Source organism: Chryseobacterium sp. 2987, from assembly GCF_031456375.1.
Lineage (GTDB): Bacteria > Bacteroidota > Bacteroidia > Flavobacteriales > Weeksellaceae > Chryseobacterium > Chryseobacterium vaccae.
Map to the genome: position 1 here is coordinate 49,699 of NZ_JAVDUN010000009.1, position 25,466 is coordinate 75,164.

Here is a 25,466-nt window from a genome sequence, read left to right on the forward strand (position 1 = left end):
CATTAACAAATTTTAAGATTACGTTAACCAATTTTAAAGAAAGAATTTCCGTTATTTGAAAAACCAAAAATCACTGAAAATGAGAGGGATTAAACTACTTACTTTATCAGCATTTTCCGCGGCATTCTTATCTTTTACTCCGGTTAATAAAAAGGTTATTGTTATTGATGCCGGGCATGGCGGAAATGATAATGGTGTTGTTCACGGAAATATTGCCGAGAAAGATATCACCATGAATATCGCGAAAGAAATCAAAAAGTTTAATGATGGCCAGAATCAGTATGAAGTAATTCTTACCAGGGATTCTGATACCTATCCATCTCTTTCTGACAGAACAGCACTGATCAACAAACTTAATCCTGAAATTGTGATTTCCCTGCACGTTAACGGAAGTCCTCAAAAGGAATCTCCTGATCAGGGGACCGAAGTTTTTGTTCAGAATACTGACAACTCAAAACAGCTGGCTAAAAAGATATCCGAAAAATTTGATGTCCGTAAGGTTGAAGAGCGTAATCTTCACATTTTACGGGAAACAAAAGCTCCTGCGGTATTGGTAGAACTTGGATTTATCAATAATACCAAAGACAGAGAGTATATCACCAGCGAAAAAGGACAAAAAGAAATCGCTCAGAAATTCACTGAAATCATCAGCGAATACTAAATAAAAATACAATTTCTGATTTATTCAGAATAAAACCCGGTAAAGGACTGTGGAACTTTTGTTGTTTACCGGGTTTGTCAATTTTTAAAAACTTTTTTTCCAGCTTTCTACCATTTCCAGAAAACGGCTGTTTTCAAAAGTTTTATTTCTTATTTTACCTACAGAAAATATACCTTTTTCATCGGAGATCATTAAAATCTCTTCGGCTTTCTGGGATTCAAACGCTATAATTTCATGTTCCTGAATATCTGCCAGATTATTTTTGTGCAGGAAGGTTACAAAATTTTCCATAAAAGGAGAGATGTAAGCTCCTTCTGTCTGTTTCGGCACCTTAATCACGTTTCCCTCCAGAAATAAAAGGTTTCCTGATGTGGTACGGGCAATTCTTTTATTAGGGTTAAGCAGGATAACATCGTCAAGATCATTTTCCTGGGCATAAATTCCACCGTAGATATTTTCAGGGCAGTGTACCCGGATATTACTCAATAGATTGTTATTGACATTGATTTCTTTAATCAGATCCAGCTCTAAAAGTCTTTGCTGAACAGAAAGAACATCTGCTACTTCTGTCACTTCATAAAAATAAGAAACTGAAGATTTTGCCAGCGTTATTTCATCATTATTTCTGAATACCTGAAAATTAATAATCCCGTTTTGAATTCCTTTCCCTTCTATAATATCTTTGTAAAAAAGGGTTTGAAAAAATTCCAGAGTATAGGTCAGGGGAATATTCATTCTCATCTTTCTCATGGAAGCCATCAGGAAAAAATAGCATTCTTCATCCATGATAAGTTCTCCGTTTCTCACAAAGAAAGAAACCTTCACTGCGTCTCCCATCAGAAACGCTCTGTTCTTTACATTTAATTCGTCTGATGTAAAATATTGATTTTCCAATTTTTGATGTGATTTATTTATAAAAAAATAATGAACGATAAATCGTTCATCAGTTTTACCATTTTACCAGTATCCGGATTACGCCGCACCTAGTTTTATTCTAAGGTTTTCTATCAGATTTTCCCAGTACATTGCGTTTTCTTCTTCATCTCCTTCTTCACAGAAATCGGTGATATTTAAAGCTAGATCTTCTGTAATGTCATCTATAATGATGGTCATTTCAAAAAAGTTCTTCGTTCCTTCATCTTCTTCCCATCTGAAACGGACGAAACCTTCAGGCTTATATCTGATCAAAGTAGCCTTTTCGGCAGGCCCTCCGCCCCAGCTAAAAAAGAAATCATCGCCTTTCTCAGTTACCTCATCCGCAAACCATTCAGATAATCCCTCTGCAGTTGCCAGATATTCATATAAAATCTCTGATAAACAATGCATTGGAAATTCGTAATGGACTTTATGTTTCGCCATATAATCTTTGTTTTTATCGTCCCGCAATATATAAATTAATTTTTTTATTACACAAAAAAGCCATTACTTTTTTACATAATCTGCATGATATTTATCAGAGATCAAAAATCTGTAACAGACTTCATTTTCAGGGATAAAAACTATAATGCTGAGCATAAAAAAATCTCTCCGGACCGAAGAGATTTTTTATTTAATTTTCATTTAAAACATCCAGAATAATCTGACAACCCTGTCTGATTTCATCCATCGAAATAGTAAGCGGAGGTGAAATTCTCAGGTATTCATTTCGGTACAGCTGCCAGAAGACAATAAGTCCTTTTTCCATACATTTTTTTGCCGTTTCCAGCGTGTATTCCGGACTTCCCAGATTGACAGCCAGCATCAATCCTTTTCCGTTGATATTTTTAATTTTCGGATGAACCAGAAGTTCTCTGAATAGTTTTTCTTTTTCTGCAGTTTCTTCCATAAGACCACTTTCCAGTACTTCCTTTAAAGTAGCGTGGCTTGCTGCTGCGATCAGAGGGTTTCCTCCAAAAGTGGTAATATGCCCTAACTTCGGTGAGTGTGACAGAGTTTCCATAATTCTTTTAGAGCTCATGAAAGCTCCTACTGGTACTCCTCCTCCCATTCCTTTTCCCATTACAAGAATATCAGGAACGATTCCGAAATGCTCAAAAGAAAAAAGTTTTCCGGTTCTTCCGAAGCCCGGCTGAATTTCATCTAAAATAAGAAGGGCTCCAACTTCTTCGCATCTCTTTTTCAGTTTGATGAGATAATCCTCTGCCGGCACCAGAAATCCCGCTGCTCCCTGAATTGTTTCCAGAATCACACAGGCTGTTTTTTCTGTGATCTTATCAAAATCATCTTCATTATTGAACTCAATAAAGCTGATCATCGGTAATAAAGGCCGGAATTCTCTTTTATGGAATTCATTTCCTGATACACTTAATGCACCGTGGGTATTTCCGTGATAGGAATTCTTAAAAGAAACAATTTCTTCTCTTCCTGTATATCGTTTTGCCAGTTTAAGACTACCATCTATAGCTTCTGCTCCACTGTTTACCAGATAAGTAATTTCTAAAGGATCCGGTGTTGCTTCTGCAAGCAGCTTACACAATTCAACAGGCTTTTCCTGAGCATACTCTCCATACACCATGACATGAAGATATTTATCGGCCTGCTCTTTGATTGCGTTTATCACTTTAGGATGCGAATGTCCCAAGGTATTGGCTGAAACTCCTGCCACAAAGTCCAGATATTTCTTTCCGTCTGTTCCATAAATGTAGCATCCTTCTGCTTTTTCAACTTCAAAACCTGCCGCAAATTGAGTGGTTTGTGCCTGATATGTAAAAAAATCCTTTTGCATTTCCATTGTCTCGAAAAATTTCAGCAAAGCTATAAAACATTCATTAGATGCTCAAATTAATGGGGCAAAAAGATAGATGATGATATTCTTTTTTGTGATTGATAAAAACTGTTGATTTTTTTAATTATTTAGGCGGACTAAAGTCCACCTCTATTGTATAAATACTGCAGATTATATATATTTTCGCAGATTCTGCAGATTGAGCAGATCTTTTATTCTGTCATAAACAGAAATCTTAGATTTCTAAAAACTAAGGTGTTCTTTTATGCAGTAAGCTTTTAAACGTATTGAGACTAAAGGGTTGAATCTTTTGTGGTTAAATATTTCCCACAGATTGCTCAGATTACACGGATTTTGTGGTGTTTTTTAATTAGTGACAACTAGGCATAAAAAAGACCAGTCGTACGCTGGTCTTTTGTTTATTTTCTAACTCTTTTCGGTTTCTTGGCTTCTTCTTTTGCCCTTTCTTTCTCTACGGCTTCCTGAGCCTGATTATAAAGGTCATTTTCTGCCACATATTTTATTTCCTCGTAATTCGGAGAGTCTACAAGGATGTCCTGCCATTTTCTTATCCGGTCTTTGGTATTCCAGTTGAAATCCGGAAATTTTCTTTTTTCAGGTTCTATCATACTCATTGGATAGGTATCTGAATTGGCTCCGATACTGCATGAAATAACCTGCAATCCTGTTTCTTCAAATAAAGCTCCGATAATTCCGCAGGTTGAAAGGGTAATTCCGATTCTTCGGGGTTTCTGGGTTTCCTGATCAACATCATCTGCATACGCAATGGCCTGGGCATTTCCAACTACACGAGCCTCTTTGATATTGTTATGCTCATAGTAAACAGTCATAAACTTCCCTTTTACCTGGTTGAATTCATCTTTCAGATTCAGGGAGTCAACTTTGCTTATTGCGAAAGCATTTCCGATTACTTTAAGTGAGTCTAAGTCTTCTGTTTTTGTATTGAAATAAGCTTCAATCTTATCCCCCGTTACCTGCTTCTCGCCGCTCCATAAAATAGGTTTGGTGTACATGTGCATAATTCCATCAGTCTCATTGAAGGCAATGGAATCTGCTCTTCCTTGTGCATTGGACTTATATATTCTTCCTTTTCTATAAGCTCTTAAGAAGTTTTTCTTGATTTTTATATCTGCAGAATCAGGTTTTTGGTAAGAAATAATCTTTTCAGCGGCAAAGTAGATGGAATCTTTTTCCATAATCTTTACAGCATAAGGACTTTTGGTCATCATGGCAGAATCTTTCTTTTCAAAAACTTCACCATAACCTCCTTTCATATACCTTTTTTCCAGAGGATCGTCTAAGGTTACATTCCCTGTTGCTTTTCCGAAACCAGTGATCTGATTATAATACATATCGTCCCCGGTAAGGATTTTATCGTTATAAAAGATTTTCGAATTTTTATACAGGAAAGCTTCTTTAGTTTCCATTTTATAGGTCCCTTTTTCTGTATAAATTCTGTTTTTAGGATTGGCTCTGTTGGTAATGGTGGTTGGTCCTATAAAATCAGCCACTTTTGTATTTTGATTCTGTTTGATATTAGCTCCTTCTATGATATACTGAGGAGTATCTATCTTTACATTTCCTGTAAGATCAACCAGTTTTGTAGTGAGAAAATAAGTCGCTGACTTGGTATAGGTTACATTCTTTCCATCAGAAATGGTTCCTCCGGTATTGAAGTAAGCCTGATTGGAAATTCTGTCATAATACAGAATATCGGTTTTTATGGTTTGTTTCGGATCGGTAAGAACTACGTTTTTCCTAGCAATACCTTTCTGGGTATTGCCGTCATATTCCATTTCTCCTGCAGTGATCACTGATCCGTCGGTATTCTGGAGTTTGGTATTTCCGATTGCTTTTACAAAATTTTCTTTCTCATAAATGATCAGTTCATCCGCTGTAAGAATGGATCCCTGATGTTCAATCTGAACATTGCCAACGAAATACTGGTTTCCATCATATTTTTCGGGATTTTTTTTGATCTCATCTGCATGAATGATCTTTATTTTATCTTCAGGTTTTTGTGGTTGCTGACGTGGTGCCCCTGCAGCCGGCTGAAGATACGGATCTCTTTTCACAGGCTTAGTGTCCTGTGCGGAAGCGAGCGCAGAAATAAAAATTAACAGGAAAAGGAATATTCTCATTGATTAATCATTCTTAGTACCATAAAAATACAGCGAATGCGAATCAATTTTTACGCCAAATGCATCTTCAATTGCTTCTTTTATTCCCTGGATTCTTGGGTCGCAGAATTCTATAATTTCTTCAATTTCTTTATCAGAGTCTTTTTTGTAGATCACCAGGTGGTCATGCTGCTTATCAAAATAAGACTTTTCATAAGATGAAGAGGTCAATGTCTTTTCTCCAAATTGATGCTTACGGATTAAACCGGCATCAAGGAAAATCTCAATAGTATTGTAAATCGTTGCTTTAGAAACATGATATTTTTTCTGCATCATCAGAAGATACAGATCATCAACATTGAAGTGATGATCCATATTATAAATCTCTTCTAATATCGTATATCGTTCAGGAGTGTTTCTAAACCCTTTTTCTAATAAGTAGTTTCTTAAAACATCCTTGATCAAAGCAATATTTTTTTCTTTTTGTACTGTATCCATCAAAAAAATTATCTACAAATTTATTGATTTTTATTTAAATAGACCTTATGGTTTAATACGCCGGGATTAAGAGTTGTGACGGAAGAATCCTGATTGTTCTATTTTATTGTCGTAAACGGTCAGCTCTGTAATTGGTGCAGACTCCACTTCAACGTTGTGGGAAGATACTCCCCATGCTTTAAAGTCATCACTTCCGATGTATTTCACGAAGTTGTAAATATTCAGGGTAATCTTCTGTTTAACTGTTAAAAGTATATCGTTGATATATGTATTATCTATAATAACATATTTCAGATCCGGCGGAACATTATGAGCCCTTAATGACGGATGGCTGCTTCTTGAAGGAATGGTTCCATCGGCCATCAGGTCTTTAAGAACCATATTAAAGTAGTCATTGATTCTTCGGTCTACTTTAAATCCTAAAAGGAAATTCACTTTATACACAGTTCCCGGAAGGATTTCATCCACCGTATATTTGAAAGTATATGGATCTTCCTGATTGACAATACTTAAAATAAAGTAATGATCAGCTCTTTTAGGCTGTTTTTTGATGATGGAATAGATAATTTTTGATTCTACTTCATCGTTTCTTTTAGCTCTGCTCAGGTAGGCCAGATTGGTAGCATATTTCGGGATAGACTCATCCAGTTTCATGTCTTTCAGAATCGATACGTATTTATCAATTTTTACATACTGAATAAAGTTCGCTTTAATCAATCGGCCGTTGTACCATGCATACATACAGACTGCTATAAATCCTCCTAATACCATAGTCAGCCACCCTCCGTCTACAAATTTGATCACATTGGCATAGAAGAACCCTGATTCAAGGAACAGATATACAATAGCAAAACCTAAGATAAAAATCTTATTGACTCTGGTACGGCTCAGCCAGAACAGGAGCAGAATAGTCGTCATCAACATGGTAATGGTAATGGTAAGACCATAAGCGGCTTCCATACGTTCTGATTTCTGGAAGAAAATTACAACTACAAAACAGAAAGCCATTAGCCCCCAGTTAATTCTTGGAATATACATCTGTCCTTTAATCCCTGAAGGATATTCGATATGCTGGTTGGGCCAGAAAGAAATGGACATTGCTTCAGAGAACATGGTAAATGAACCTGTGATTACGGCCTGGCTGGCAATAATTGCAGCCGCTGTTGCCAATATAACACTCGGAAGAACCGCCCATTCAGGCATGATTCCGAAAAAAGGATTAACTCCATTATGTACCTGATGGTAATTATCTAACAACCATGAGCCTTGTCCTAAATAGTTCAGTATAAGCATTATTTTAACAAAAATCCAGCTTATTCTGATATTTTTTGCTCCGCAGTGTCCCAAATCTGAGTATAACGCTTCGGCCCCTGTTGTACAGAGGAAAACAGCTCCCATAATCACAATTGCGCTTGATGAGTGGGTGATCAGGTTATAGGCATACATTGGGTTGAAAGCTCTCAGAATTTCAATATGATCGAAGATATGCAGTGATCCGGAAACTCCCAAAACCAGGAACCAGGTTACCATAATCGGTCCAAAGAATTTACCAATAGAAGCCGTCCCGAACTGCTGTACCACAAAGATTACAAACAGGATTACCAGTGTAATGAGCACTACAGGGGTTTCCGGATTGTATATTTTAAGACCTTCAATGGCCGACATTACGGTAAGAGACGGCGTAATAACACTATCTGCTACCAATGTGGAGGCTCCAATAATGGCGACGACATAGAGCCATTTTTTCTTCAGTTTTTTGACTAATGAATACAAAGCAAGAATTCCTCCTTCTCCCTTGTTGTCTGCCCTTAAGGCAATGATTACATATTTCAGGGTCGTCTGCAGGGTAAGGGTCCAGATAATACAGGACAATGCTCCTTCAATATACTCATCGAACGGCATAGCGGCCCCGTCTTTTCTTGCGTTAACGATCGCCTTCATTACGTAAAGCGGCGAGGTACCAATATCCCCGAAAACAATCCCTAGAGATACTATAACACCTACAAATGAGAGTTTCTTAAGGTCAAAGTGATGACCGCCCTCTGTAACTTCTGCCATATCAGCCAATTTTAATTTTTAAAAGCGCAAATTTATACTAATTTTATGACGCCAAGAATTTTTCTTCATGAATATAATAAATGAAAAAACTTCCTTTCGGAAGTTTTTCTCTATTATCTTTACTTTACGTACATCGCTTTTTTAATTTCCTCTTTTACTTTTTCAAGTTTAGGGAACCATTCTGCAAACAATGCAGCTGAATAAGGCGCAGGTGCGTCAGGGGTAGTAATTCTCTTTATAGGTGCATCAAGATAGTCAAATGCTTTCTGTTGTACCATATAAGTAATTTCAGAGGATATTGAACCGAAAGGCCATGCTTCCTCAAGAATTACCAGTCTGTTTGTCTTTTTAACTGATTCTAAGATGGTATCGAAATCAAGCGGACGAACTGTTCTAAGGTCAATAACTTCTACAGAAATACCTTCTTTAGCCATATCTTCAGCAGCCTGTAAAGCCAGCTTCATAATTTTACCGAAAGAAACTAATGTTACATCTGTCCCTTCTCTCTTGATATCAGCTTTTCCTATTGGAAGGTAGTATTCTTCTTCAGGGATTTCCATTTTATCTCCATACATCTGTTCAGATTCCATGAAAATAACCGGATCATTATCCTGAATTGCAGTTTTCAATAATCCTTTTGCATCATATGGGTTGGAAGGAACAACAACTTTAAGTCCTGGACAGTTAGCAAACCAGCCTTCAAAAGCCTGAGAGTGAGTTGCTCCAAGCTGTCCTGCAGAAGCAGTAGGGCCACGGAAAACAATTGGGCAGTTCCATTGTCCACCACTCATCTGACGGATCTTCGCTGCATTATTGATAATCTGATCAATTCCTACCAATGAGAAATTAAAGGTCATAAATTCTACGATAGGTCTGTTACCATTCATTGCAGCTCCCACAGAGATCCCTGTAAATCCAAGTTCTGCAATTGGGGTATCGATTACTCTTTTAGGACCAAATTCATCCAGCATTCCTTTTGAAGCTTTGTATGCACCATTGTATTCTGCAACTTCTTCTCCCATCAGATAGATAGATTCGTCTTTACGCATTTCCTCGCTCATTGCCTGTGCAATTACCTCACGAAAAGTATATTCTGCCATATTTTCTTGAAAAATTTAGACTACAAAAATAGTGTTTTTTTATTATACACATAACAAAAAAGGCATCTCATTGGATGAGATGCTTTAATATTCATTGTATTTAGCGAACCTGAGTTCGGGTTAAGAAGTTTAAATATAAAAGAAAAGACCGGAAGTTGCTTTTAGTTTTACATATTGAAAGTCATCAGAAAATCAAATTAGATAAAAAAACGGTATTTCATTGCTGAAATGCCGTTTTTAAATTCTATTTAAACTTGATTAGTTTGCTTTGTCCCAGGTCTGTGTTCTTCCAAATACCGACATTCCAAGATATCCTCTTACATTAAGCTTTTCGCCATTTTTGGTAATGGTACACTTGTATGTTTTTCCTGTTTTAGGATCTGTAATGGTTCCTCCTGTAAATTCATCACCGTCTTTTTTCAGACCTCTGATAATTTCAAGTCCTACGATTGGCTTTCCTTTTCTGTCATCTTTACAAGCGCTACAGTTTGGATCCGCAGGTTTTATAAGCAGTTGGGAAACTTTTCCGTAGTATTTCCCGTCTGATTTTTTAAAGATTTCAACAATAGATTTTGCCTGTTTGGTTTCATCATCTATGGTCTTCCATTTACCTTCTATCTGCGCAAAAGACATTACGCTGAACAATGAAAGTACAAAGGTTGCTAATAATTTTTTCATATTTCTATAGTTTTAATTCTGATATATTGGCTTTATTGCCTATCTATTGATAAAAATATAAATTAATTTCCAACCTGCAAAAAATTTTATTATACGGAGCATATTAAGAAAGGGCAAAATAAGCAAAAGGGTGATCTGTAATTTCTTTATTGCTCTTCCTATATTGCTACTTTTTTACTTAATTCAGTTTTCTGTTGATTACTCTGTCCATATAATCCTGATACCAGGCCATTGCGGTCTTTTTCCCTGTTTCTATTTCCGGACTGTTTATTTTTCCCATCAGATTTTTCTCAAACCCAAGATCTGCTTTATCATATACTCCTATGATTTCTTTTCCGTTAAAACGGTACATATAGTTTCCAATGATGAACTGTTCTGTAGTTCCATCTGAGTTTACGACAAGTGATGGATATTTTTTATCACTTACCAGGCTTCTCCCCCAGCTTCTGATACGTTTATTGTAACCTATAAGGTCTGCCAGTGTAGGATAAATATCAATCTGCTGTGCTATTTCCGGGCTCACTCCTTTAAGGTTATACTTTGGATTAGGAGAATAGAAAATCAACGGTACTGCAAAACGGTTCATGGCTTTTTCATATTCACCATAAGCAATCTGGTTGGTATGGTCTCCGGTAAAAACAAAAATAGTATTATTGAACCATGGCTGCTTTTTGGCGGTTTCAAAGTATTCTTTGATGGCATAATCCGTGTATTGTATCGGCTCATGCATTTCTATCGTTCCTTTTTTGAATTTCCCCTGGTACTTTTCAGGAATTTTGAAAGGATGATGCGATGAAGCGGTAAATACTGTACTCATGAAAGGCTGTTTTTTTCCTACATTTTTAGCAAAATACTGAAGAAATGGTTCATCCCATATTGCCCACATTCCATCGAAATCTTCATCATGGTTGTATTCATTCTTTCCGAAATAATGTTTAAACCCTAAGATATTTCCAAATCCCAGGAATCCCATGGAACCGTTCGGAGCTCCATGATAAAAAGAAGTATCATATCCAAGATCATTACACACTGAAACAATAGACTGAATTTTCTGATTGGAATACGGTGAGCTGGTAAAAGCATCGGTAAGACTTGGAATTCCGGCCAGCACGCTGCTCATCCCATGAATAGACTGTCTTCCATTGGCAAAAGTATTAGGAAAAATAAGACTTTGTCCAGCCAGACTGTCGATAAACGGGGTGTAAGAAACATAGCCATTTATATTTTTATCTTTATTGAATGCCCCGGAATATTCCCTTCCAAAAGATTCAACAATAAAAATAACAACATTGGGGCGGTTTTCTACTTCCCTGCTGTATTCTTTATAAGGCTGAACATGGTCATCAATATATTTTTGATCTACAAAATGAACTTCTTTGAAATTATTGGTTCCTAATGTTCTGAAAAATGAAAATGTACTGTTCAGAACAATATTCCCCTGCAGCGGATTGACAACAAAACGGTTGGCATCTACCAGGTTAATAGGTCTTGTACTGTGTTTGAAATCTCCCCGGATTCCGCCAACTACTAAAACAGCTGTTCCGCAGAGAACAAGGATAGACCAGATAAAGTATGGAATGAGTTTTAAAGGTTTATACTCTGTGATCTTCACTTTTTTATAAAGGAACACCCAAAGCGCCATCAGAACAATAAACCATATCAAAACAAACGGATGCTGCCCAATGGAAACCGTGAAAACTTTAAAAATATTGGATTCGTGCTGGGCAACATTCAGCGCTGTAGAAGTTAATCTTGCCTGTGAAAACTTATAATAAACAAAATCACCGAAGTTCATGGCGTAGGCAATTCCATTGGTGACAAAGTACAACCAGAATAAAACAGTCTGATACACTTTTTTTGTATTAATCACTATCGGAATAAGGCTCAGCAGGATGAATAAAGCGTTAACGTATAAAATCGCTGTGGTATCAAAGGCGGTTCCATGAAAGGCCAGGTTGAAATAATCTGAAACGGAATCCACTTTTATGAGCTCCTTATTGAAATACCAAAACAAAAGCCTTGCAATCTGATAAAAAACATATGCTAAGAAAATCCGGTACAAAAGGACCAGAACTTCTTGTTTTCTAAATTCTTTAAAAAATTTCATTCGGCAAATTTACATCAAAATCATATGAATGTATTTTTTCCTGCATAATATTTCAGGATAAAATTTGGAAAAACTGTATTTTTGCGGATATGAATTTCATAAAAAATAATCTTGCCAACTTACTGACGCTTGCTAATCTGCTGGCAGGCTGTATAGGGGCAATACATCTTATTCTGGGAGATTACCAGACCACTGCCATCTGCCTGATCCTCTCTTCTATCTTTGATTTTTTTGATGGATTTGTAGCCAGAGCTGTAAAATCTAATTCTAATCTGGGGCTTCAACTGGATTCTCTTGCTGATATGATCAGCTTTGGGCTGATTCCGGGGCTTACCATGTTTAAAGCACTGGAACCTTTCGGAAGCGAGCTTCTGGGAATGCATTTCCCTTTTGAGATTAAATACATCGGGCTTTTGGTTACCGTTTTTTCATGCCTCAGACTGGCTATTTTTAATCTGGATGAAGAGCAGCGTTATTATTTTAAAGGCCTCAACACTCCTACCAATACTGTTTTATTATTTGGGTTGTATTATGCCTTCAAAGAAACAGGAAACTTCAGCTTCTTATTTGAGAACGAATTATTTCTGATAGCACTGACCATAATTACTTCATGGCTTTTAATCAGTCCTATAAAAATGATGGCGATGAAATTTAAATCCAAAACATTAAAAGATAATTATCCAAAGGTAATATTACTGGCAGGCGGTATTGCTATTCTGGCTTTTTTCCAGATTGTAGGAATCCCGATGCTTGTGATTTATTATATATTGGTATCACTCATTTTTCAGGGACAGTTAAAATAAACACATTTTCAAATTATTAATCATCAACATGAATTTAAAACTCCATAAACCTCTTTGCATTTTTGATCTTGAAACCACAGGAACCAACATCGGAAAAGACAGAATTGTAGAAATCTGCATATTAAAAGTAAATCCTGATGCGTCCAGAGAAAGCAAAACCTGGCGTGTAAACCCTGAGATGCTTATTCCAAAAGAATCCAGTGAAATCCACGGAATTTATGATGAAGATGTAAAAGATGCTCCAACCTTCAGAGAAATTGCTCCCAAAATTATGGAAATGCTTGCAGGAACTGACTTAGGAGGCTTTAATTCTAACCGTTTTGACGTTCCTCTTCTGGCTGAAGAGCTTTTAAGAGTGGGTATTGATTTTGATCTGAGTAAATTCAGACTGGTAGATGCCCAGACCATTTTCCACAAAAAAGAACCGAGAAATTTAGGGGCTGCCTACCAGTTCTATTGTGGCAAAACCTTGGAAAATGCACACTCTGCGGAAGCTGATGTAATGGCTACTTTTGAAGTACTGGATGCACAGGTGGGAAAATATGATGATATTCCGAATGAGATTGCTCCTTTAAGTGAATTTACATTCCACAATAAGAATGCAGATCTGGCAGGATTTATCGGATACAATGATAAAATGGTGGAAGTTTTCAACTTCGGAAAATATAAAGGACAGGGTGTAAAGGCTGTTTTCCAAAAAGATCTTGGATATTTCGGATGGCTTCAGAATGCAGACTTTCCTCTGTATACTAAGAAAGTATTCACAAAGATTCAATTGACTGGTAAATCCTAAACAAAATGTCAGAACTTGTCCGTTTTAAATTCTATGAAACTGCTCTGGAAGCCAACAGGGACAAACAGATCCTTGCTGAAAACGGGGTCAACAGTTTCATTGCCAACGAGCAGCTTATTCAGTCGGACTGGCTCCTGTCTCAGGCTGTAGGCGGCATCCAGCTTCAGGTATTTGAAGAAGATCTGGAAAAAGCAAAACAGATCCTGCAAGAGTATAAAGACAATGAAGCGTTTTCACTGGAAGCTGAACATACCATTGTAAATCCTGAATTTGATTTTGTATGCCCCAAATGTGGTTCTAACCATATTTACAGAGATGACAGGGCAACCAGCTTTTTTGGGATCTCCATCCTGAAGAGCCAGAAATTTGTCTGCTATCATTGCGGTAACGAATTCATACACTAACAATTCTCAGTATATCACTATTCTATCATTAAAATAAAAAGAATTATGAAAATTATCTGTATAGGAAGAAATTACAGCGAACATGCAAAGGAACTGGGAAATGAAATTCCTGAGAAACCGGTTATTTTCATGAAGCCTGACACTGCCGTATTAAAAGGAAATGATTTTTATATTCCTGAATTTTCAGAAGATATCCATTATGAGCTGGAAGTGGTTCTGAAGGTTTCAAAAGGCGGAAAATATATCCAGAAAGATTCTGCAAACAAACATTATGAAGAAATCAGCCTTGGAATAGATTTTACGGCAAGAGATCTTCAGAACGAGCTTAAATCCAAAGGACTTCCCTGGGAACTGGCTAAAGGTTTTGACGGATCTGCTGTTGTCGGAAATTTCTTCAAAAAAGAAAACTTTGATCTTCAGAACCTTGAGTTTTCTTTATTACAGAATAAAAGTAAAGTTCAGGATGGCAATACAAAAGATATGATGTTCAGTTTTGATGATATTATAGCTTTCGTTTCCCAGTATTTTACTTTAAGAGTAGGTGACCTGATCTTTACAGGAACACCAAAAGGAGTTGGAAAAGTGAATGAAAATGATATTCTGGAAGCGTATCTGAAAGATGATAAAATTCTTGATATCCGAATATTATAACTTATTTAACATAAATTCCGACAATTTTTTCCTATCTTTAGGTAACAAAATTAGAGGTCATGATAAATATTGTATTACCCGTAGATTTTGGGGATAAAACAGAACAACTTGTAGAAGGTGCCGTAAAATTTGCAAAACAGCTGAACGGCAGAATTTTCCTTATTCACGTAGCACCGTCCGATATTGGTTTTGCCATTGGTGATATGGGATATCAATATTTTCCTGAGGTGGAGCAAAACGAGATCAGAGAAGAGCTGGTACAGCTGAATAAAATAGAACAGCGCATCATTGCTCACGATATAGACTGTGAGCACCTTTTGAAGCAGGGACTTGCCAAAGAAACAATCCTGGAATATGCTAAAGCAAAAAATGCAGATTACATTGTGATGGGATCACACGGAAGAAGCGGAATCTACGATGTATTCGTAGGAAGCCTTACAAAAGGTCTTACCAAAGATTCTCCTGTTCCGGTGCTGGTACTCCCTATTCATGACTAGAGAATACAAATAAATTTAATCGTTAATAAAAAAACCGATCGGAAACAATCTTCCAATCGGTTTTTTACTATATAACCAATTAATTAACCTTCTTTTTTGTAGATTTTCGGATCGTAGTAAGGGTTCTTGCCCTCCGTTGGAGAATAGTAGTCTTTATCTTTATCGCCACCTAGTTTTGCAACCAGGACATAGCACCAATACGTGAACAATACACAGCAAACGATAAATAAAATCCAGTTCAGAACATTTCCAAATGTATCATAAAAACCGAAAGACCATTTGAAAACTTTACTTAAGAATAACCAGAAAGACGTCATTATTTTCCTTTTTTAAATTAACTTTGTACAAATTTATAAAAAATGTTTAAATTACTTTCAAAAGAAAGCAATATTTTTTCAATTCCTGTTTATATTGGCTGCCTTCTTTTAGTAGTATTAATATTTAACATACTGAATTTCAATACTTATGAAGCTATAATTGCCGGAATTACTTTTCTGGGAATTGCTTTAGGATATTTTTGTTTTCACAGCATTGCTCTGAATTATCAAACTCATCTGCCCTTATTTTTATATACAATTTTTATTTTCGGGCTGTATCCTGGAAATCTGGACATCGGCATTGCCGTTTCATTGCTTACCAATTCATTTCTCATCCTTCTTCTGACCAGTACGGATGAAGATATCAGAAAGAAATCTTATGTTCTGGTAGGATCTATTGTTGCTTTGAACTTTATTTTCCTGCCAACCACCTGGCCTATGGCTGTTTTTGTTATTATTCATGTGATTGCTACCTCTCAAAGAATTGCACTGAATCTTTTCAGATTTCTTCTGGGAATCATTCTGATTGCATTCAGCTATTTTTCAATTATGTTCTTTTTCCGCTTTACTTCATGGAATATCGATTATTTTCCGTTTGGAAAAATGAAACCCATGACTGACTATAGTGAGCTGATTCCGCTTCTTCCGGTTGCCCTGATGCTTATATATGCTGTATATGACCATTTTACCAACTATAATAAGAAAAGCCCGATAAGCCGCTACAAATACACTTTCCTGCTGGTTTTTTCCGTGGCTCAGCTGATCACCATTATTCTGTATATGAATAAAAGTTATGAATATCTTCTGCTGCTGGCATTTCCCTCCAGTATTATCCTGAGCAGAATGATGAGATTTTTACCTAAGTACTGGATGCAGGAAGTGAGTCTGTGGCTGATTATAATCAGCCTTATCACATTCAAAGCAGGTACATATTTTGATTTATTTTAAAGATTATGATTCAGATAGACGATAAATTGATTTCTGAGGATATTTTTTCCGAAGAATTTGTTTGCAACCTTACGAAATGTAAAGGTGCATGCTGTGTGGAAGGAGATGTAGGTGCTCCACTGGACAAAGATGAACTTGAAATTTTAGACAGCATCTTTGACAAAATCAAGCCCTATCTTACTCCGGAAGGCATTAAAGCCCTTGAAGAACAAGGTACATGGACTACTGATCCTATGGACGGAATGTATGTTACCCCAATGGTGGAAGACCGCGAATGTGCTTATGTAACCTTTGATGAAAAGGGAATTACAAAATGTGGAATTGAAAAAGCGTATGAAGACGGAGCTGTAGACTGGCAAAAGCCTATCTCATGCCACCTCTATCCGATCCGTATTACAGAATATTCCACTTTTACGGCTCTAAACTATCACGAATGGAATGTCTGCAGCGATGCCTGTACGCTTGGAAAAGAACTTCAGGTACCTGTTTACAAATTTCTGAAAACTCCGCTGACCAGAAAATACGGTGAAGCGTTTTACGAAGTTTTAAGTGAAGCTGCCGATGAATGGAAAAAAGAATATGGTTCATAAAATAAAAAACCGCAGAGTGATCTGCGGTTTTCTTATATAAATAAAAGCTTTTAGTTGGCTGCACCTACTTTTTTAGCTTCTTCTTTTTTAGCATTTTCCCATCCGTCTTCCGGCATTAGTGTTGCTGTAATTCTTCCTTTAGAAAGATATTTTTTCGCCACATCCTGAAGATCTTTTACGGTAAGGGCTTTTACTTTGTCCTGATAGTTCAGGATGTCGTATTTATCGCTTCCGTCCAACTGATTTTTAGACAAAGCACTCATCCAGTACATATTGTCTTTAAGATCTGTCTTATTATCATTGTACTCTCCTTCTTTGTATTTGTCAAGATCTTTCTGCTCAGGACCTTTATCAATCAGTTTCTGAAGTTCTGCAATAGCACTTTTCGTTAATTTGTCAGCATTTTCAGGTCCGCAAGGAAAGCTGATACTGAAGCTGTAGGTACTGTATGGAACTTTGTTCATTCCTCCTCTGGCTCCTCCGCCGTAGATACCGCTTTCATCTTCTCTAAGCTTCTCAATTACTTTAATGGTTGCCACTTCTCCAAGAGCAGATAAAGCCAAAGCTTCTTTCTCATTGTAAGGAGCTTCTCCACTGTAAGAAATCGTTACCATACTCTTAGGGTCTTTTCCTTTTTTGTATACTTTGGTAAAATCACCCGTCATCTGTCTGTAGCCTGTATCTTTGAATGAGGTTGTTTTTCCTGCGGAAGGAAGACTTGCAATATACTGCAATACTTCATTTTTGAATTTAGCTTCGTCAATATTTCCTACGAAATAGAACTGGAAGTTACCGGCATTGGCAAATTTCTCTTTGTAAATATCGTATGCCTTTTTATAGTCTGTATTCGCCCATTCTTTTTCCATTGGAACCACTCCGATAAATCTAGGGTTCTTCTGATTCATGAATTTAGCATGTTCGCTTGAGAAATAGAACTGAGGATTAGACAGAAGGTTATTCAGCATGGCTGCCTGTTTTTCTTTATAAGCATTGAATGCTGCCGGGTTGAAGTTTAAATCTGTGAAATAGGCATACATAAGCTCCATTGCTGTTCCCAGATCCTTTTGTGAAGATCTTCCTGAAATCCCTTCAAAAAGAGGGGTAATCATTGGGTTTACACCAACCTGCTTTCCTGCAAGATAATTGGTAAGATCTGCTTTGGAAAGGCCTCCTACTCCTGCTTCTGATAATGCAGAGAAAGCAAATTGTGTTTTATTGAAATCAGCATCCGAAATTAAAGAGCTTCCTCCTAAACTTCTTGCTGAGAATACAATTTCGTCATCTTTGAAATCTGTTTTCTTGAAAGTCACTTTTGCACCGTTGCTTAACGTCCAGGTTGTTGTTCCCAGTTTTGCATCCGTTTCCGTTTTTGCAATTTTTCCTTCAGATTTGAAAGGTTTTACCAGATTTTTGATGGTTGCTTTCTCTTCGTAAGGTTTAAGGTCGGCCATTTTCACCGCTTCAAAGGTATTCAGTACCATTGCTTCGGTAGGCATTGTTACATTATCTTTTTTAGGACCTGTTATCACGATTACCCTGCTGTCATCCTTAACCATTTTCTTGATGACATCGTTGGTCTGTGCCAAAGTAACGGAAGGAAGGAATGATTTTGTATCTTCATATTCCCAGGCAATTCCAGGCATAGGCTCCTGCTCCAGGAAGTTTCTTACATACTCATCTACCAGCATATCACTTTCCGTTTTGTCACGGTTGTTGTAAGATCTTTCAAGGTTGGATAAAACCTGCGCCTTTGCACGGTCAAGTTCAGTTTGTGTAAACCCGAACCTTTTTGCTCTTTCCACTTCTTCCAATAGAACTTTAAGCGCACTAAGCTGATTTCCTTCTTTCACCATAGCAAATCCCTGTAAAGCTTCTTTAGTTCTTGCGTATGTTCCTCCGTGATATACGGAACCAAACGTGAAAGGCGGATTATTTGAGTTAATAAGCTCTCTCAATCTGTTGTTCAGCATGGTTGTAGAAAGATTTTCTATAATACTTTGATTGTACTGCTGGATCGTTACATCCGGCTTATACGCTTCAGCATCTTTCATAATAAACTGAACCATAGAATTGGTTGCATCAGGATCAGTTTCAATCGCTACCAGTGTTTCTTTATGGTTAGGAAGGTCAAATACTTTTCTTTCTCTCGGCTTGGAAGGATTTTTATATTTTCCGAAATTCTCCTTTACCTTTTTCTCCACTTCATCCACATTGATATCTCCAACCACTACAAGAGCCATAAGATCTGGTCTGTACCAATCCTGATGGAATTTTCTGATGACATCCGGTTTAAAGTTTTCCAGCACTTCCTTTTTACCGATCGGCAGTCTGTCTGCATATTGGGATTTATATAAAAGCTTAGGAAGATATTTATCTGACATTCTTTTATCAGCGCCAAGACCTAATCTCAATTCCTCTAAAACAACCCCTCTTTCCTTATTGATCTGCTCATCGGAAAGTGTTGCATTAAAGGCCCAGTCTTCCATTACTTTCAGACCTGCATCCAGATTTCCCGGCTTATCTAGAGGAACAGGAAGCATATAAACAGTTTCATCAAAACTAGTGTACGCATTAAGGTGCTGCCCGAACTTCACTCCTATAGACTGCAGAAAGTCCACTAATTTATTGTCCGGAAAATTTTTGGTTCCGTTGAAGTTCATGTGCTCCATAAAGTGAGCAAGACCTCTCTGGTTTTCATCTTCAAGAATAGATCCGGCATTGATAGCCAGACGGAAATCTACTTTCTTTTCAGGTAATGTGTTTTTTTTGATGTAGTACTTCATTCCGTTGGAAAGGGTACCGATTCTTACAGAAGGATCCACAGGGATATTCTGCCCGAAAACATTTGAGGACATCAGAACGACCACCGCAAATGACGATAAAATTCTCTTCATGTTATTTGATTTTATTTTGAGCCAAAAGTATCAATTATTCACCACGTAAAGAAATGCTAAAATCCGGATTATAGTTAAATTTGAGTTAAAATTAAAAATCCAGCAAAAAGCCGGGTACTTTCCCGGCTTTGTTATTAAAAAAATCAATTTTTTATTTGAATTCACTATCATTGATTACCGGATTAAGAGTAATCTTGGTAGTTTTAATCGTTGCTTTCTGCCCGTTTCCTTCAAAGTCTACTTCTGATGGGAATTTTAATCCATCAACAGTCATATAGCTTTTAATAGTCATACCTCCCTGCTCAGATCCTACTTTATATAAAAGTCCTGTAGAGGCATCAAAGTATGATTTTCCTTTATCAGAAACCAAAACATTATAATCTTTACCATCTAGTTTTTCTACTGAAGCTGATTTAAAATCCGCCTCTTCAAAAGCTAATGCTTCAACCGGACCTCCTTTTTTCAAAGCTGGAATCTGGTCTGCCGGAAGATCCATTTTCTGCCCCATCTGATCTACATATCCTTTTTCACCATCAAAAACCTGAGTCATAGACTGGCCCATTACAGACTGTACAGATTTGAATTTATTTCCTGATTTTTGGGTAGTCATTGCAATTTCCATCCCTTGGGTACTCATCGTATTTTCAATGGTAATAGACTTTACAGCTTCTAATTTATTTTTACCACCCAAAGCGTTGAAATATTTATCCAAAACATCTTTAGGTGTTAATTGTGATTTTGCAACTTCCGTCTTAGCAGGAGCTGCACTTTTCTTTTGAGCCGCTGCCGGAACCGAAAAAAGTACGGCACAGAAAAACGGAATGATAATCTTTTTCATAATAATGATAATAAGTTTAAAGTGTAAATATATGAATATTGGAGAAAATAAAATCAATAAAAGAAATTATCCTCAGGGCTGAATATTGGCAAATACTTTATGGATGGGAGATTGATGCAGGAAGATGGGCCTTGTCATTAACTTCCAAATTCAGATTGTTGTTGAAATATGATTAACTAACTTTAACAGGATGGTCTGTTTAAACAAAAAAACCGCCATAACTGGCGGTTTTGAAATATTTATATCAAGAAATATTATTTCTTAAGTTCTTCTAAAAACTCATCGTGAGAGATTACAGTTTCTTTTTTACCTGCTTTCTCAAGGATAACGTCTTTTAGTTTAGCCATAGCTACTTCAGAAGAAATTTGTCTTACCTGCTCCTGATCTTTCAACATTTCAACAGCATATTTCTGGATTTCTTCATCTCCTAAGTGGTGAATTCCGTAGATTGCCAGCTGATTTCTTACCAATTGCTCAGCCTGAGCCAATACATCAGCATAATCTAACTGAATTTCATTGTCAGTCATCAACTTACCTTCAATGATCTGGTATCTTAACTGGTTTTTCTCTGCTTCAAGAATTGCTTTAGCCTGATCTTCAGACTGGATGTTCTGATTAGAGAACTGTAACCACTTTACAAGGAAAGTTTCAGGAAGTTTTACTTCTTCTTTGTCTGTAACCTGCTCCAATACTTTATTCACAAAGTGAACGTCTGCATTCTGCTGGAAGTACTCATCCAGTTCAGATTTCACTTTTTCTTTAAGTTCTTCTTCAGACTTGATGTTTCCTTCTCCGTATACTTTATCAAAAAGTTCCTGATTAAGCTCAGCAAGGTTTAGTGAATAGAAGTCTTTTACAGTTACTTCCACTTCAGCGTGGTGTAAATGTTCTACTTCCTCTTTGCTGAATCCTAATTCTTTAGCTAATTCTTCATCTCCTGCAAGAGTTTCTTTCGTTACTTTTACAGATCCGTCCATTTTCAATCCTTTTACCAATTTGAAAGCTTCTTTGTTTTCAGCTGTAATGGTAACGTTCTTTGGATGGTGGTGGTGCTCTCCTTCTGCATCTTCTTCTACAACCTGAGAAACTTCTAAAGCAATGTAAGAATCTTTAGTGATCTTATCCTGAGGAACCTGCTCTGCGAAACGTCTCTGCATGTTCTCGATGCTTTTGTTGATCTCTTTTTCAGAAGCTTCTACTTTGTAGTGAGGAGCTTCGTATGACGCTAAATCTATAGTGAATTCAGGCTCATATCCAACTTCAAAAGCAACTTCCAATTGATCAGCATTGTAATCGAATTCGTTTACTGGCTGAGGAACAGGCTGTCCAACTAGTCTTAATTTGTTTTCGTTAACGTAGTTGTTCAAAGCGTCAGAAACCTGTTTGTTGATTTCTTCAAATGCAATACCTGCTTCATATTGTTTTCTAACCATACTTAAAGGCACTTTCCCTTTTCTGAAACCAGGAACTTGCGCATTTTTAGCATAATTAATCAATTGCTTTTCTACTCTTTCTTTGTAGTCAGATTTTTCCAATGTTACGGTAAGTAAAGCACTTACGTCATCATGGTTTTGTGCGGTAACCTTCATTATTGATTAAAATTTTAGGTTGCAAAAATATGAAATTTTTATGAAAATAACTCATTAATAATAAATTCTTAACGGTCAAATATTTATAAATGAAAAACCGCTGAAAAATTCAGCGGTCGGTTACTTTAATATTAAGGTTTTTATTAGTGAATATCAATTAAAGCATCTACATCACTTTCTCCTCCTACCACACTTCCCAACTGGTTATCGGATGAAGGTGAATTTTCATTGACAGAGGTTGGTGCATGGATAAGTTTGATATTGGCTTTACCGTTGGTTGTTGTACTTACCACAGTCCATTCTGTTTTAAGCCCTAATCTTTTCCCGTCTGTTCTTATAACATCATCTGCGGCTCTTTTCACTTTAACATCGGCTCCTGCGAAATTAAAAATGATAAAATGTTCGTCTTTCTCTTCCAGGATCTCGTCGTTAGCGCTATGGTAATGATCATCATGCTTCACCTGAAAATCAAGTTCTACCGTATAAACATCACCGGCATGAGCATGAATATGAGCATCTGCCACTCCTCCGATATAATTAATAGTTTGGATATCTGCCGCATCATTTTTATTCGTAAGCTTCACAACCAGCTTTTCGATTTCTTCATGTTCGTGGATATCTTCCGGAATACTGTCGTTATCATCATTTCTACAAGAGAATAACAGAACTGCAGCGAAAAGTATAAGTGTTATATTGAATATTTTTTTCATTTTGATTTAAATTTTAAGTATTAATAATAAATTAGAAATTGTATTTCAGAGTAACCACGAAATTTCTTCCCGGTTCATACATTACTAATCTTAACCTGTTAAGATATTCTTTGTAAAGAGTGTTCGTAATGTTATTTATTCTGAAATTCAGGTTAAAGTTTTTGAAAATATCTGCCCCGACAGATGCATTAAATGCAACATATCCCGGAGGAGGCGTGCTCATATCGATGGTTTTTGTTACAAGCGTTCCATTTTCTATAAAGGTGATATCAGGATTTCTTACCGGAAAACGTTTCTGATGTGTAACAATATCATTTTCCAAAGTTATATAAAACTTGGAAGGTTTATTGAGTTTCAACTCAACGCTGTTCCTAAGTTTAGTCGGCATCATCAGGATAAGAGGTTCATCATTCGTCAGATCATTCCCTCTCAAAGTACTGAATGCGGATCTAAAGTTCAGGTTATCAAGAATCCGAAGTTCTGCTTCTGCATCCAATCCGTACATTCTGGCTTTAATCTGCTGATACGTCCAGATTGGGAAAACCCCTCTATTGGTTGACTGTATCCCTGTTGGAACCTGATTAATAAAGCTATCGGAGTACATAAAGTAAGGACTTGCTTCAATATGCAGCCCTTTCAGCACATCAAACTGAGCCGCCAAAGAAAGATTTACATTATAAGCCGTCTCTTTTTTGATGGTCAGGTCGCCTTTTTCCATCACTGCTGCAGAATGGTGAAGTCCGTCTGCAAACAATTCTGCAGGATTAGGAGTTCTTTCTGCTCGGGATGCATTCAGCTTCACTTCAAAATTACGGACCGGAGTATAATTCAGGCCGATATTGGCTGAAAGATTATGATAATCCAGAATCGGACGGGTTAGAATTCTGCTGTCATTTTTCTGCACAAAAAATTGTGGGAAAAGGTCGGCATATTTACTTTCCCATTCGGAAGCATCATAATATTTATAGGCATCGTATCTGCTGAAATCATACCGTACAGCAGCTTCTGCATTCAGTTTACCGTTAAATCTATATTTAAACACAGAAAACGCTCCGGCATCATAGCGATAATAATCAGGGATCAGACGTCTTGCTTTGGTAGCCGGGTTTGGATAATTATCCTGATATCCCGCAGAAATTCCACTCTCCAGGCTCCATGCTGAGCGTTCAAGGAGGTGTGTTAAACTTGCTGTATGGGTAATCAATCTTAAATCCATGGAAGGAACAGCATTCAGCTCACCCCTTCTGATATCAAACTCTTTACGTCTGTTTAATTGAAAACTATACTGGAAAGTCAGCTTTCCAAAATCGGCAAAACGCTTGTAAGCCATAACTTTTCCGATATGATGCTCAACTTCCTGTTTCGGGCTGTTGATATCATAGCTGAAACCGTCGTAAAAATAGGCCTGACCAAGATTTACGGCATTGTAATAATCTATCGGTCCTCCAAGGTGAGCCCCTTTGTAAATCCCGAATTCCTGATTGATTCCGCTATAAGCCACTTCAAATCCCTGCATAAAACTCTGCTTTCCGAAAGAAAAATTAAAAGAATTAATTTCCAGTCCGGTATTTTGCAGCGTGTGATGAGGAATGTACTGGTCTCCAAGCTTTTTGTAGCTTCCTCCGGTTTTTACAAACCAGTCATTTTTCCAGGATTTAAGAGCATTTGCAGCCAATTCACCGCCTTTTCCGTTGGACATTCCTGACAGTTTTATATTTCCCATCAGCGTATCTTTCTTAGGCAGCGGCGCCGGTTCCAGAATGATAGTTCCCCCGATTCCTTCGCTACCGTATTTTAATGCCGATGCTCCTTTGATTACATCGATATGTTCAAAATCATTGACGTCCACATTAGGAGCATGCTCTACTCCCCATTCCTGTTCAGCCATTTTCACTCCGCTGTTCAAAATAGAAATACGGCTTCCGTAAAGACCTCGGATAACAGGTTTTGAAATATTATTCCCTGTTTTCAATGCGGTAACTCCGGATAATCTTGAAAGCAAATTCCCCAGATTTTCCGTTGAATTTCTTTCAATTTCAGTTTTGTCCAGCGTTTTCATAATTACGGATGCTTTCTTTTTATGGCTTCCGTGCAGGGTAATGGTTTCGATATCACCGGAATGATGCTCTAGTATAATTGCCAGGCTAAGATCCTCGTCAACTCCTATATTTTCAGTATAATCATTGCAATCAGGATGTTTAGCAATGAGTGTATACTTTCCCGCAGGAATCCTGGGAAGGACAAACTTACCTTTCCGGTCTGTTTTTGCCGTGAACGTCCCGATTTTCACTTCTGCATTTTCCAGCATGGTTTTATCATGAAAATCCTGAACGGTTCCTTCAATGGTGTACGTTTTTTGTGCACTTGTAAGCGCCAGTCCGCAAAAGACCAGCAGCAGGCTATATATCAATTTCATTGTCAATAAATAGATTGAGTACCTTTTTTGAGGTACATTTTTTCGTAA

23 protein-coding genes are annotated in these 25,466 nt (G+C 37.1%); 8 read left to right on the forward strand and 15 right to left on the reverse strand.

Features of this window, described 5'->3' with window-relative positions; translation table 11 throughout:
- Nucleotides 1-79: 79 nt before the first annotated feature.
- A complete protein-coding gene (locus J2Y40_RS20745; protein WP_153395165.1) occupies nucleotides 80-661 on the forward strand; it encodes an N-acetylmuramoyl-L-alanine amidase in 582 nt (193 codons plus the stop codon).
- 84 nt (nucleotides 662-745) lie between these two features.
- On the opposite strand, the gene J2Y40_RS20750 is transcribed toward J2Y40_RS20745, so the two are convergent.
- The 9 genes from J2Y40_RS20750 to J2Y40_RS20790 form a co-directional block, all read right to left on the reverse strand.
- Nucleotides 746-1,555: an aminotransferase class IV gene (locus J2Y40_RS20750; protein WP_153395167.1), complete on the reverse strand. Its 810-nt coding sequence runs from the start codon at nucleotides 1,553-1,555 to the stop codon at nucleotides 746-748.
- A gap of 78 nt (nucleotides 1,556-1,633) precedes the next feature.
- Complete coding sequence (locus J2Y40_RS20755) at nucleotides 1,634-2,020, reverse strand: START-like domain-containing protein (protein ID WP_076551122.1); 387 nt, start codon at nucleotides 2,018-2,020, stop codon at nucleotides 1,634-1,636.
- Between the two features lie 190 nt (nucleotides 2,021-2,210).
- Complete coding sequence (locus J2Y40_RS20760; RefSeq protein WP_153399861.1) at nucleotides 2,211-3,386, reverse strand: aspartate aminotransferase family protein; 1,176 nt, start codon at nucleotides 3,384-3,386, stop codon at nucleotides 2,211-2,213.
- 419 nt (nucleotides 3,387-3,805) lie between these two features.
- Entirely contained in the window at nucleotides 3,806-5,548 is a 1,743-nt protein-coding gene (locus tag J2Y40_RS20765) for an OstA-like protein (RefSeq protein ID WP_310001124.1), read from the reverse strand.
- Between the two features lie 3 nt (nucleotides 5,549-5,551).
- The gene (locus J2Y40_RS20770; RefSeq protein WP_055984478.1) at nucleotides 5,552-6,025 is read right to left on the reverse strand and encodes a Fur family transcriptional regulator; all 474 of its coding nucleotides are present in this window, start codon (nucleotides 6,023-6,025) and stop codon (nucleotides 5,552-5,554) included.
- A 66-nt stretch (nucleotides 6,026-6,091) separates the two neighbouring features.
- Nucleotides 6,092-8,083, reverse strand: coding sequence for a KUP/HAK/KT family potassium transporter (locus J2Y40_RS20775; protein WP_153395171.1), 1,992 nt, complete (start codon nucleotides 8,081-8,083; stop codon nucleotides 6,092-6,094).
- Between the two features lie 119 nt (nucleotides 8,084-8,202).
- The gene (locus J2Y40_RS20780) at nucleotides 8,203-9,183 is read right to left on the reverse strand and encodes a pyruvate dehydrogenase complex E1 component subunit beta (RefSeq protein ID WP_153395173.1); all 981 of its coding nucleotides are present in this window, start codon (nucleotides 9,181-9,183) and stop codon (nucleotides 8,203-8,205) included.
- A 258-nt stretch (nucleotides 9,184-9,441) separates the two neighbouring features.
- Nucleotides 9,442-9,861 carry a DUF2147 domain-containing protein gene (locus J2Y40_RS20785; RefSeq protein ID WP_153395175.1) on the reverse strand — a complete coding sequence of 140 codons (420 nt, stop codon included), beginning with the start codon at nucleotides 9,859-9,861 and terminating at the stop codon, nucleotides 9,442-9,444.
- Between the two features lie 178 nt (nucleotides 9,862-10,039).
- On the reverse strand, nucleotides 10,040-11,968 hold the full coding sequence (locus J2Y40_RS20790; protein WP_153395177.1) for an LTA synthase family protein: 1,929 nt from the start codon (nucleotides 11,966-11,968) through the stop codon (nucleotides 10,040-10,042).
- An 89-nt stretch (nucleotides 11,969-12,057) separates the two neighbouring features.
- On the opposite strand from J2Y40_RS20790, the gene J2Y40_RS20795 reads away from it, so the two are divergent.
- Genes J2Y40_RS20795 through J2Y40_RS20815 form a run of 5 tightly spaced genes read left to right on the forward strand, consistent with a single transcriptional unit; the run spans nucleotide 12,058 to nucleotide 15,116 of the window.
- Nucleotides 12,058-12,771, forward strand: coding sequence for a phosphatidylcholine/phosphatidylserine synthase (locus J2Y40_RS20795; RefSeq protein WP_153395179.1), 714 nt, complete (start codon nucleotides 12,058-12,060; stop codon nucleotides 12,769-12,771).
- Nucleotides 12,772-12,799: 28 nt separating this feature from the next.
- Nucleotides 12,800-13,564 (forward strand): 3'-5' exonuclease, encoded by a 765-nt coding sequence (locus tag J2Y40_RS20800; protein ID WP_153395181.1) that lies wholly within the window; start codon nucleotides 12,800-12,802, stop codon nucleotides 13,562-13,564.
- A 5-nt stretch (nucleotides 13,565-13,569) separates the two neighbouring features.
- Nucleotides 13,570-13,968: a DUF2007 domain-containing protein gene (locus J2Y40_RS20805; RefSeq protein WP_153395183.1), complete on the forward strand. Its 399-nt coding sequence runs from the start codon at nucleotides 13,570-13,572 to the stop codon at nucleotides 13,966-13,968.
- Nucleotides 13,969-14,013: 45 nt separating this feature from the next.
- Nucleotides 14,014-14,619: a fumarylacetoacetate hydrolase family protein gene (locus J2Y40_RS20810; RefSeq protein ID WP_153395185.1), complete on the forward strand. Its 606-nt coding sequence runs from the start codon at nucleotides 14,014-14,016 to the stop codon at nucleotides 14,617-14,619.
- A 59-nt stretch (nucleotides 14,620-14,678) separates the two neighbouring features.
- Entirely contained in the window at nucleotides 14,679-15,116 is a 438-nt protein-coding gene (locus tag J2Y40_RS20815; protein ID WP_153395187.1) for a universal stress protein, read from the forward strand.
- An 83-nt stretch (nucleotides 15,117-15,199) separates the two neighbouring features.
- Here J2Y40_RS20815 and J2Y40_RS20820 read toward each other — a convergent pair whose 3' ends face one another.
- Nucleotides 15,200-15,433 (reverse strand): DUF6341 family protein, encoded by a 234-nt coding sequence (locus tag J2Y40_RS20820; RefSeq protein ID WP_153395189.1) that lies wholly within the window; start codon nucleotides 15,431-15,433, stop codon nucleotides 15,200-15,202.
- A 42-nt stretch (nucleotides 15,434-15,475) separates the two neighbouring features.
- Here J2Y40_RS20820 and J2Y40_RS20825 point away from each other — a divergent pair, with 42 nt between their 5' ends.
- Together J2Y40_RS20825 and J2Y40_RS20830 are read left to right on the forward strand one after the other, a co-directional pair.
- Complete coding sequence (locus J2Y40_RS20825) at nucleotides 15,476-16,381, forward strand: DUF6427 family protein (protein WP_153395191.1); 906 nt, start codon at nucleotides 15,476-15,478, stop codon at nucleotides 16,379-16,381.
- Nucleotides 16,382-16,386: 5 nt separating this feature from the next.
- On the forward strand, nucleotides 16,387-16,971 hold the full coding sequence (locus tag J2Y40_RS20830) for a DUF3109 family protein (protein ID WP_153395192.1): 585 nt from the start codon (nucleotides 16,387-16,389) through the stop codon (nucleotides 16,969-16,971).
- Nucleotides 16,972-17,021: 50 nt separating this feature from the next.
- Here the strand turns inward: J2Y40_RS20830 and J2Y40_RS20835 are convergent, their stop codons facing one another.
- The 5 genes from J2Y40_RS20835 to J2Y40_RS20855 all read right to left on the reverse strand — a co-directional run bounded on the left by J2Y40_RS20835 (nucleotide 17,022) and on the right by J2Y40_RS20855 (nucleotide 25,418).
- On the reverse strand, nucleotides 17,022-19,865 hold the full coding sequence (locus J2Y40_RS20835; protein WP_153395194.1) for a pitrilysin family protein: 2,844 nt from the start codon (nucleotides 19,863-19,865) through the stop codon (nucleotides 17,022-17,024).
- Between the two features lie 151 nt (nucleotides 19,866-20,016).
- Nucleotides 20,017-20,703, reverse strand: a complete 687-nt coding sequence (locus J2Y40_RS20840) for a hypothetical protein (protein ID WP_153395196.1) — start codon at nucleotides 20,701-20,703, stop codon at nucleotides 20,017-20,019.
- 254 nt (nucleotides 20,704-20,957) lie between these two features.
- On the reverse strand, nucleotides 20,958-22,292 hold the full coding sequence (locus J2Y40_RS20845; protein WP_153395198.1) for a trigger factor: 1,335 nt from the start codon (nucleotides 22,290-22,292) through the stop codon (nucleotides 20,958-20,960).
- Between the two features lie 143 nt (nucleotides 22,293-22,435).
- Nucleotides 22,436-23,002 (reverse strand): hypothetical protein, encoded by a 567-nt coding sequence (locus J2Y40_RS20850; RefSeq protein ID WP_153395200.1) that lies wholly within the window; start codon nucleotides 23,000-23,002, stop codon nucleotides 22,436-22,438.
- 31 nt (nucleotides 23,003-23,033) lie between these two features.
- Nucleotides 23,034-25,418 carry a TonB-dependent receptor gene (locus J2Y40_RS20855; RefSeq protein WP_310001138.1) on the reverse strand — a complete coding sequence of 795 codons (2,385 nt, stop codon included), beginning with the start codon at nucleotides 25,416-25,418 and terminating at the stop codon, nucleotides 23,034-23,036.
- Between the last annotated feature and the right edge of the window lie 48 nt (nucleotides 25,419-25,466).

Bases quoted from the DNA above. Each gene is read 5' to 3' on its own strand.
- J2Y40_RS20745 (WP_153395165.1), top strand. From the start codon at position 80: ATGAGAGGGATTAAACTACTTACTTTATCAGCATTTTCCGCGGCATTC.
- J2Y40_RS20755 (WP_076551122.1), bottom strand. From the start codon at position 2,020: ATGGCGAAACATAAAGTCCATTACGAATTTCCAATGCATTGTTTATCA.
- J2Y40_RS20760 (WP_153399861.1), bottom strand. From the start codon at position 3,386: ATGCAAAAGGATTTTTTTACATATCAGGCACAAACCACTCAATTTGCG.
- J2Y40_RS20765 (WP_310001124.1), bottom strand. From the start codon at position 5,548: ATGAGAATATTCCTTTTCCTGTTAATTTTTATTTCTGCGCTCGCTTCC.
- J2Y40_RS20770 (WP_055984478.1), bottom strand. From the start codon at position 6,025: ATGGATACAGTACAAAAAGAAAAAAATATTGCTTTGATCAAGGATGTT.
- J2Y40_RS20775 (WP_153395171.1), bottom strand. From the start codon at position 8,083: ATGGCAGAAGTTACAGAGGGCGGTCATCACTTTGACCTTAAGAAACTC.
- J2Y40_RS20780 (WP_153395173.1), bottom strand. From the start codon at position 9,183: ATGGCAGAATATACTTTTCGTGAGGTAATTGCACAGGCAATGAGCGAG.
- J2Y40_RS20785 (WP_153395175.1), bottom strand. From the start codon at position 9,861: ATGAAAAAATTATTAGCAACCTTTGTACTTTCATTGTTCAGCGTAATG.
- J2Y40_RS20790 (WP_153395177.1), bottom strand. From the start codon at position 11,968: ATGAAATTTTTTAAAGAATTTAGAAAACAAGAAGTTCTGGTCCTTTTG.
- J2Y40_RS20795 (WP_153395179.1), top strand. From the start codon at position 12,058: ATGAATTTCATAAAAAATAATCTTGCCAACTTACTGACGCTTGCTAAT.
- J2Y40_RS20800 (WP_153395181.1), top strand. From the start codon at position 12,800: ATGAATTTAAAACTCCATAAACCTCTTTGCATTTTTGATCTTGAAACC.
- J2Y40_RS20805 (WP_153395183.1), top strand. From the start codon at position 13,570: ATGTCAGAACTTGTCCGTTTTAAATTCTATGAAACTGCTCTGGAAGCC.
- J2Y40_RS20810 (WP_153395185.1), top strand. From the start codon at position 14,014: ATGAAAATTATCTGTATAGGAAGAAATTACAGCGAACATGCAAAGGAA.
- J2Y40_RS20815 (WP_153395187.1), top strand. From the start codon at position 14,679: ATGATAAATATTGTATTACCCGTAGATTTTGGGGATAAAACAGAACAA.
- J2Y40_RS20820 (WP_153395189.1), bottom strand. From the start codon at position 15,433: ATGACGTCTTTCTGGTTATTCTTAAGTAAAGTTTTCAAATGGTCTTTC.
- J2Y40_RS20825 (WP_153395191.1), top strand. From the start codon at position 15,476: ATGTTTAAATTACTTTCAAAAGAAAGCAATATTTTTTCAATTCCTGTT.
- J2Y40_RS20830 (WP_153395192.1), top strand. From the start codon at position 16,387: ATGATTCAGATAGACGATAAATTGATTTCTGAGGATATTTTTTCCGAA.
- J2Y40_RS20835 (WP_153395194.1), bottom strand. From the start codon at position 19,865: ATGAAGAGAATTTTATCGTCATTTGCGGTGGTCGTTCTGATGTCCTCA.
- J2Y40_RS20840 (WP_153395196.1), bottom strand. From the start codon at position 20,703: ATGAAAAAGATTATCATTCCGTTTTTCTGTGCCGTACTTTTTTCGGTT.
- J2Y40_RS20845 (WP_153395198.1), bottom strand. From the start codon at position 22,292: ATGAAGGTTACCGCACAAAACCATGATGACGTAAGTGCTTTACTTACC.
- J2Y40_RS20850 (WP_153395200.1), bottom strand. From the start codon at position 23,002: ATGAAAAAAATATTCAATATAACACTTATACTTTTCGCTGCAGTTCTG.
- J2Y40_RS20855 (WP_310001138.1), bottom strand. From the start codon at position 25,418: ATGAAATTGATATATAGCCTGCTGCTGGTCTTTTGCGGACTGGCGCTT.